Here is an 8,612-nt window from a genome sequence, read left to right on the forward strand (position 1 = left end):
CCACCCACCCAGCGCCCGGGCGAAGGGCCCCGGACGCAGGCCGCCGAAGCGGTCCACCACTTCCAACCACATGCGGCCCTCTTCCACCGCGTAGGACAGCTCGCACGCGTCCTCCGGCGCCACCTCGCGGACCTCGGAGCGGCGGTGCGCGTACCGGTGCTGGCCCCGCGCATCCACCGGCGCGTCCCACATCGCGTTGGCCGCCAGCTCGTGCACCACGTCCCCCACCAGCGCCGCCGCCGTGCGCGAGCCCCGCGCCTGTGTGACGGCCCGCGCGGCGGCCTCACCGGCGGCGTTGATGTCCGCCACCGACTGGAGCCGGTGCCGCGAGGCCCCCGCGGGCAGCAGCGGCGCGCCGCGCAGCAGGTCTCCCAACAGGCGCGCCTCCCACGTGGAGGGACGCCCGTCGGAGGCCCGTGTCGCCAGCAGCAGCGCGGGCGGCTCGCCGCGCAGCGCCTCCGCGTGCGTGGGCGTCAGCTTCCCGTCGAAGAGCACCAGGCGCCGAGGCCCTGAAGGCGACCCGGGCCCCTGGCACAGCGCCATGCCGCCCTGTGCGAGGACGGGAGCCGCCTGCTCCACCAGCGCCGGAGGGAGCGACTCGTCTGCAATCAACAGGAGGCCGCCGGCCTCGAGGTGGGGGGCGGTACTCAAGGGCTAGTATCGAACCTTGACTTCGCTGAAGAACGACTGGGGCGGTGCCGGGAAGCCGTGGGATTCCTCGTACTGCGCATTGAAGAGGTTGGAGCCGAGGAACGACACGGAGATGCCGTCGTAGACGTTGAAGCCCACGCGCGCGCTGGCCGTGACGTAGCTGGGCAGCTGCACGCGGGTGGTGGGCAGGCCCGTCGCCTCGTCCACCTCGAAGCCCGGGTCGAACCGTGAGCCCACCAGCAGCGCGTAGAGCTCCACGAAGGCCACCTTGCCGATGTTGGTGCGGCCCCGCGCGTAGATGCGGTGGGCCGGCGCGTAGTCCAGGGGCGACTGCGGGCCGTCGTCGTACGGCAGCGATTTGGCGTTGAGGAACTGGTACGCGATGTCGAAGGACGAGTTGATGGACGGAATCTGCGCGGCCGCTTCCAGCTCGAAGCCCGCCACCCGCGCGTCGCCCAGGTTCTGGAACTGCGACACAGAGCCGAAGACGAGCTGCTGGTTGATGAAGTTCTTCGCCAGATTGTAGAAGCCCGTACCCGTCAGGCGCACCCTCCTGTCGAAGGGCCAGAAATCCACCGATGCCTCGATGGTGTCCAGCGTCTCCGCGCGCAGGTTGGAGTTGCCCACCAGTGTGGCCGCGTACATCTGCTGGTTGATGGCCAGCTCCGCCAACGTGGGCGCGCGGAAGGCGCGGCCGTAGTTGGTGCGCAGCGTCAGCAGCTCCGGCACCGCGTGGAACACGACGCTGGCGCGCGGGGAAATCTGGTCCGTGCGGTTCTGCCAGACGTTCTCCGGAATCTGGTAGCGGTCGTAGCGGGCGCCCGCGCCGAACACCAGCCGGTCGAAGAGGCGGTACTCCGCGTCCACGAAGCCGCCCAGGATGGTCTGCCGCGTGTCGTCCGTGCTCAGCTCGGGCAGGACGTTGGGCACGTTGACGGCGTCCGCCTTCAAGTCACCACCGAAGGTGACGTTGAGGTCGCCCACCGTCCACAGCGCGCGCGCCTCGCCGCCCAGCCGGCGCCGCTTGCCCAGCGCGCGGGTGGGGTCGCCACCGAAGGCGTTCTCCATCAGCACGTCGCGGCGCTTGAAGAAGCCGTAGGCCTGGCCGAAGAGGCGCAGGTTGTCGGTGACCTGCTGGTCCACCTGCGCGGACGCGTTGAAGTTCTGCACCGACTCGGAGTCGTTCGGCGTGTAGTGGCAGCGGCCGCAGTTGCCCACGGTGGAGATGTGCGTGCCACCCGGGCGGCCAATCTCCGCGTCCGTGAAGTCCGCGTCCAGCGCCAGGGGCCCGATGCGCACCTTGCCGTTGACCTGGTGCACCAGCGAGTCCTGGTTGGTGTCCACCCGGCCCACGCGCGGGTCGTTGAAGAGCTGCGGGCCGTCCGAGCCGAAGCCGTAGTAGCCCAGCAGGGCCTCCACCGGGCCGCCACGGCCGGCCACGGTGCCGTGCAGGCGCCACGTCTGGTCCTGGCCCGCCAGCACCCGGGCCTCGGCGCCCACGTTCTTGCCCTTCTCGATGAGGTCCGACGGCTGGCGCTGGATGATGTTGATGACGCCGCTGAAGGCGTTGGAGCCGTACAGCGAGGAGCCTGGGCCGCGGATGACCTCCACCTGCTTGAGGTTGGTGAGCGGCGTGGTCTCGTCCGCGTAGAACTGGCCCGTCCACGGGTCCGTCAGCGGACGGCCGTCCTGGAGCAGCAGCAGGCGGTTGGACAGGTAGTTGGAGCCCAGGCCGCGCGCGCTCACCGCCGCCTTGCGCATGGAGCCCCGGCGGCACTCCATGCCGGGGAAGTACTGGATGGCCTCACACAGCGTGAACTGGCCGGTGCCCTCCAGCTCCTCCGCCGGAATCCAGGACACCGTGAGGGGCACGTCGGAGATGCGCTGGTTGCGCTTGCCGGCGGTCGTCACCACCGCCTCGCTCAACACGCGGTTGACGGACTCCTCCAGCGCGTCGGCGCCGCCCAGCGGATCCCCGTCCAGGCCCGCGAGCCCGGAGGGTGGCGGCAGGGGCCGGTTCATGGCCGGCTCGGCGAAGGGCGCGGTGATGGGGACGTTCGACGCCGGCTCGGGCTGCGCGATGGCCGGCGGGGGATTCGTCGGCGCGTCCGGCGGGATGAAGTCCGTGCCCACCGGCGGTGGAGGCATGGGCAGCGGCTCGGCCGTCAGCGGCGTGGCCGGCGCCAGGGGCGCGGCGGGCGCCAGGGCCGGCGGGGGCGGCTCCTCCGAGGAGGGCCCGCCACCCAGGACGGGAATCTCCGGCTCGTCTGCCGGGTCCTCCGCGTCCTCGACGGGCGGCGGCACGGCCTTCTTCGGCTTCTTCGCCGTCCGGGCGGGGCGCGCGGGCTTCACCACCCGCTTCCTGCGCTTCACCTTGGCGGGAGCCTCCGCCTGCGCGACCTCCTGCGCGGTCGCGCTGGAAGGGACGACGAGGGACAGCACGCACAGCATGATGGACAGAGGCAGGCCGGCGCGCAGAGCGCGGCGTCCGGCAACCGCCTTCGCCGCGCCTTGCCGCGGCTCACCGAACACAGTCGAGTGCATCGTTCTCACATCCAAGGGTGGAGCATGGACACCCGAGGTCCTGTACGTACGATCTGGAGACGGGCTCGGCGCCAGCGCTTGCGTCCGGGGGAACGCGGTTTCTCGGCTGAACACCAACGCCATCATTTTCAAGCTACCCCAGAGCCCACGCCGGGCCAAGTCGTTGGCTCTCATTCTCTAGAAACTCGGGAAAGCATCAGTCGTCTGGCTGTTCCGCGGAGACGGCGAGGTCTCCGACGAAGGACGGCAGCGCGGGGCCCAGCTCCTCCGAGCGCACGAGCACCTCGGCCTCTACGTGAAGTTCGGCCCCCTCCGCCAGCACGGGCTGGCGCCGCGGCGGGCCGCGCATGACGAGCTTGCGGAACTCGTCGAAGGTCTTGTCCTGGAGCCGCGCGAAGGCATCGAAGGGCGCCACCGCGCCCACCTTCCCCAGCGCGCCGGTGAGCGCGGCCTCGTGGTTGCGCAGGTCCACCAGCACGGCGCCCGGCACCCGGCCACTGCGGAAGAGGACGCGCACGTCCTTGCCCTTGGGCACGTGCGCCAGCGGGACGAGCGCCGCCTCCGCGCCCTTGGCCTCCAGCATCTTCAGCGCGGACTCCACGTTCGGCACGGGGGCCAGCTTGAAGTGCTTCTTGGCGTCCAGGTCGCCACCGAGCACGACGTGGGTGACGAACTTCGGGTCCGCCGGGCCCGCGCCCTTCACGTGCGCCAGGCGCTTGCCGGCGAGGTCCTTCACCGCGCCGCGCTGCATCGCGACAATGGCCCAGCGCTGCTGCGTGTCACCCGCGCGCGAGGCCCAGGCCACCGGCTTCGCCTTCGCGCCCAGCTGCACGGCGGCCCACGCATCCACCACCGCGAAGTCCACCATTCCGCCCGCCACCGCGCGAGAGAAGTCCTCGTAGCGGCCGAAGCTCTTGGCGGCCACGGGCGTGTCCAGAAGCTCCGTCAGCCGGGCGGCCAGGGCCTCCGCGTATTCGAAGCGCTCCTGGCCATCCGCGAGCGTGGTGGCGAGGAACACCCCCAGCGTGGCCTTCTTCGGCGCCGCGAGCGCGGTGCTGGCCGTCAGGGTGCAGGCCAGCACGAGGCCCGCCAGGAGGAAGCGAGGTGAGGTCTTCATGGGGTCTCCTCCACGGTGGCGCCCGCGGGCTCGGACAGGCCGTGCAGGCTCTGCAGGCGTTCCTTCCACTCGCGCACCTGCGCCATGCGCGGGCCGCTGCCGCCGGCCAGGTAGCGGCGCCAGGCCTCCACGGCCTCGCCCGCGTCCTTGCGGCGCTCCTGCGCGTCGATGCCCAGGTTGAGCGCGGCCACCGGCACGCCCGACTCCAGCCGGCGCCACGTCTCCACGGCGTTCGTCGTGCGGCCCTTGCGCCAGTCGACGCAGGCCAGGTTGTGCTGCACCTGCGGGTTCTCCGGGTCGCCGGCGAGCGCGGCCTTGAAGGCCTTCTCCGCCACCCGCATGTTGCCGGCGTTGTACGCCAGCGACGCCTCGCGCCGGTGGAGCGCGCCCGTCATCGCCGTCAGCCACTGGGGCTGGCCGGGCATCGGCTTCTTCGCCGCCACGGCCAGCTGCCTGCGCGCTGCGGGCACCTGCCCCTTCTTGTAGAGGATGAAGGCGGTGGCCAGCGCGCGCGTGTTGGGCCAGGCCCAGGGCTGCGTGGGCGTCAGGGCCTTGGTGATGGCGACGCGCGCCTCCGCGTGGCGCCCCGCCTCCGCGCGCGCCAGGCCGCGGGCGAACTGGGCCAGCCGCGCCAGCTCCTTGCGGTTGCCCGTGCCCAGCTTGTCCACCAGCTCCAAATCGCGCTCGGCGGCCTCGGCGTCGCCGGTCTCCAGGCGCGCCAGCGCCCGGCGCACCAGGACGCGCGGGAGGTTGGCGCCCGCCACCTGCGCCGCGGCGCGCGACGGGCCCACCGCGGTGAGGCGCTGCACCGCCGCGTCCACCTGCCCCAGCTCCACCTCGGCCAGCGCGGCGCCGACGGAGGCCTCCGCCTGTTCGTCGGGCTCCTCCGTCTGGGCGCCCGCGCGGGTGAAGGCCTCCAGCGCCGCCTGGGCGTCGTTCGTGGCCAGCCGCGCGTACCCCAGCAGCAGGCTGTCACGCCACGCGGCGCCGGGCAGCGTCACGCCCTGCTCCATCACCTTGCGTGCGTCCGCGTAGGCGCGCGTCTCCAGCAGCGCGGCGCCCAGCCGGCGGGCCATGGGGGCGCCGCGGTCCAGGTCGTAGGCGCGGCGCAAATCCCGGACGGCGTCCTCCAGCCGGCCCGTGCCCGCCCTGTCCCGCGCCCGGTGCGCCAGGGCCCGGGCCAGCCACTGCCTCGCCCCGGCGTGCTCCGGCTCCACCTGCAGCGCGTTGGCGTAGTCTTCAATGGCCTGGTCCCACTGGCCGGTGGCGAAGTGGTCCGCGCCCAGCAGCACGTAGCCCAGGGCGTGACGCGGCGCCAGCTCCACCACGCGCCGGTGCACCTCCACCGCGCGCTGGAAGCGGCCCGCGCGCCGGTTCACCGAGCCCAGGTTGGCCCACAGCTCCAGGCTGTTGGCCCCCGCGCGCACCGCGGCCTCCAGGAACTGGATGGCCTCCTCGTGCCGGCCCTGCGCCTGGAGCGCCTTGCCCACCGCCATCTGCCCCAGCACCAGGCCCGGCTGGAGCTGGAGCACCTTGCGGTACTCCGCCTCCGCGGCGGCCGCGTTCTTCTGGGCGAAGCGCACGTCCCCCAGCAGCAGGTGCGCGGCGGGGGAGCTGCCCAGCTTCACCACCGCCTGGGCCTGCGCGTCCGCCCTGGCGACGTCGCCGGCGCCCAGGTACAGGCGCGCCAGCTTCTCCCGCGCGTCGCCCGCCCGCGGGAAGCGCGTGGTGACGCCCTCCAGCAGCGTGCGCGCCTCCACCACCTTGCCCTCCAGCTCCAGCACCTGCGCCAGGCCCAGCTGCACCGACGGCGACTCCGGCTTGCCCGCCTGGGCCTGCTGGAAGGACGCGCGCGCCGCCGCGGCATCCCGGCGCAGCACGTGCGCGCGGCCCAGCAGCTCGTGAATCTGGAAGTCGTTGGGCGCCAGGGCCTGGGGGCGCAGCGCCAGGTAGCGCTGCAGCCGCGTGGCCGCCGCGTCTCCCTGCTGGAGGTAGAGGTAGTAGCTGGCCAGGTAGTAGTGGACGATGAGGTGCTCGGCCTTGTCGGCCGTGGCCACCTGCTCCATCAACGGCACGGCCTCCGGGAAGCGGCGCAGCTTGAAGTACGCCACGCTCACCGGATAGGCCAGGGCCAGCTCGGCGGGGTTCGCCGTCAGCACCGGCTGCACCCGGTCCACGGTGCGCTGCCAGTCATTCAGCGCGTTGGCGCTGGCGCCCAGGCCGGCGGCGGCGGCCACGGAGCCGGGCTCGGCGGTCAGCGCCTGTTCGAAGAGGGCCAGGGCCTTGCGGTGCTTCTCCTCGGCCTCCTTCTTGTCGCCCGAGGCGCTGGCGGCGCTGGCGGCCACCTGCGCCGCCTCGCCGTCCCGCACCAGCCGCTGGGCTTCGGACATGGGCGGCGGGCGGTACTGCGCCAGCGCGGGCGTACCGCACAGGGTGGTCAGCAGCGCGAGCGCCGGCGTGAGCCGGCGCGACCGGGGATGTCGTGGGGAGCGTCGCATGCGTGTGGGGTCCCGAAAGGAAGTCAGGCGGCGGGGCTGAACTCGGCCACGACCACGGTGATGTCGTCGCGCTGCGGCTGGCCGGCGCTGAAGGCTCGAGCGTCCGCCAGCACCGCGTCGCGCAGCGCCTCCGCGGACAGGTGGGCATGCGCCTGGACGGCGGCGGCCAGCCGCTGGGTGCCGTAGAGCTTGCCCGCGCCGTCGCGCGCCTCGGTGAGGCCGTCCGTGTACCAGACCACCACGTCCCCGGGCCGCAGCTGGGCCTGGCGCGAGGTGAACTGGGAATCGACGGAGGCGCCCAGCAGCGGGCCGCGCGCGGGCAGCGACGCAATCTGGCCGCTGCGCTTGTTGAACACCAGCGGGCTGGGGTGCGCGCCCGCCGCGTAGTCGATGTAGCCGTTGGACACGTCGATGACGGCCAGCGCGCTGGACATCTGGTGCTCACCGCGGCCCACGTTGGCCAGCGTCACGTTGAGGGCGGTGATGAGCATCTGCGCGTTGACCTGCGACGGCTCGCGCAGCGTCATCGCCGAGGCGAAGCCGCTGGTGGCGCTGGTGGCCACCAGCGACGTGGACAGGCCGTGGCCCGTCACGTCGCCGATGCCAATGACGATGCGCCGGTCATCCAGGGCGGCCCGGAACCACCAGTCACCGCCGCACGCGTCCGCGGTGACGGCCAGGCCGGCGATGCGCAGCGGCCCCACCTGCACGCCCTCGCGCCCCGGCAGCAGCGTCTCCTGCACGGTGCGCGCGAGCGACACCTCGCGCTCCAGCTGCGCCTTGGCGCGCACGTCCTCCAGCAGCACCTTGATGCGCTCGGCCATGTGGTTGAACACCACGCCCAGCGTCACCACCTCGCGGCCCGCGCCCTGCGCCGTTCCCGCCCGCGCGCCCAGGTTGCCGGAGGCCAGCTGCATCACCTTGCCCGTCAGCATGCCCAGCGGCCGGGTGATGCGGCGGCTCTGGTAGGCCACCAGCACGCCCGCCAGCACCACGAAGCCCAAGCCCAGCCCCAGCATGCGCAGCGTGGTGGCGCGCACCGTGGCGCGCTTGTCCTCCTCCAGCGACTCCAACTGCTTCTGCAGCCCGCCCAGCGAGTAGCTGATGACGACCAGCCCCTTGCCGCTGCTGGAGCCGTAGTCGATGGGCTCCTGGATTTCGGAGATGGGCTGCCCCCGGTAGAAGGCGCTCACCAGCCGGCGCTCGGCGCGGCGGACCTGCGCGGCGTCCTCCTTGTCCTCGCTGGCGCCTTCGCTGTCCGCCATCCGCACCCCGTCCGGGTCGAAAATCTGCACCCGGAGGATGTTGGGGTTCGTCTTGACGATGGAGCCCGCCACCTCTTCGAGGAAGGCGTAGTTGTTGTCGCGCAGGTTGGTGGCGGAGGTGAGCGCGATGGTCTGCCCCACCGTCTGGCCCAGTTCGCGCGCCTGCTCCTGGATGCGCTCCTTGGAGACGAGCGCCGTCTCCTCGAACTGGGACTTGGTGGAGGCCACCGACAGCGCCGCCAGCAAGCCCACGATGAGCACCACCAGGATGCCCGTGGTGAGCAGGAGAATCTGGTCCAGCCGCAGGCCCTTGATCTGGGCCACGTTGGGCAGCTCGCCTGCCTCCAGCGGCGCGATGAGGGTGCGGGTGCCCCCCTCCGCCAGGCCCAGGGGGCCCGTCAGGCGCGTGGCGGTGGACTCCCGCGCGCCGGTGGCTTCCTGGGTGCCGGTCCGCTCGGACGGAGGGAGCGAGGCGTCGTCCGGGGACTCGTCGGACGGGGGCGCGGACTTCAGTCGCGTATTCGTACTGGACAAGGG

The 8,612-nt window shown here is 72.7% G+C and carries 5 protein-coding genes; all 5 read right to left on the bottom strand.

Going from position 1 to position 8,612, the window contains the following annotated elements; translation table 11 throughout:
• The coding region (locus tag G4D87_RS28350) for a hypothetical protein (protein ID WP_163785834.1) at positions 1-651 on the bottom strand (651 nt) is incomplete at its 3' end.
• A gap of 3 nt (positions 652-654) precedes the next feature.
• On the bottom strand, positions 655-3,369 hold the full coding sequence (locus G4D87_RS28355; RefSeq protein ID WP_163785835.1) for a TonB-dependent receptor plug domain-containing protein: 2,715 nt from the start codon (positions 3,367-3,369) through the stop codon (positions 655-657).
• A 22-nt stretch (positions 3,370-3,391) separates the two neighbouring features.
• Entirely contained in the window at positions 3,392-4,312 is a 921-nt protein-coding gene (locus G4D87_RS28360; RefSeq protein WP_163785836.1) for a PhnD/SsuA/transferrin family substrate-binding protein, read from the bottom strand.
• Complete coding sequence (locus G4D87_RS28365) at positions 4,309-6,810, bottom strand: tetratricopeptide repeat protein (protein ID WP_163785837.1); 2,502 nt, start codon at positions 6,808-6,810, stop codon at positions 4,309-4,311. Before G4D87_RS28365 ends, G4D87_RS28360 begins: the two co-directional genes overlap by 4 nt.
• A 23-nt stretch (positions 6,811-6,833) precedes the next feature.
• Positions 6,834-8,609, bottom strand: coding sequence for a PP2C family protein-serine/threonine phosphatase (locus tag G4D87_RS28370; protein ID WP_163785838.1), 1,776 nt, complete (start codon positions 8,607-8,609; stop codon positions 6,834-6,836).
• Positions 8,610-8,612: the final 3 nt, after the last annotated feature.

It is taken from the genome of Myxococcus vastator, from assembly GCF_010894475.1.
Classification (GTDB): Bacteria; Myxococcota; Myxococcia; order Myxococcales; family Myxococcaceae; genus Myxococcus; species Myxococcus vastator.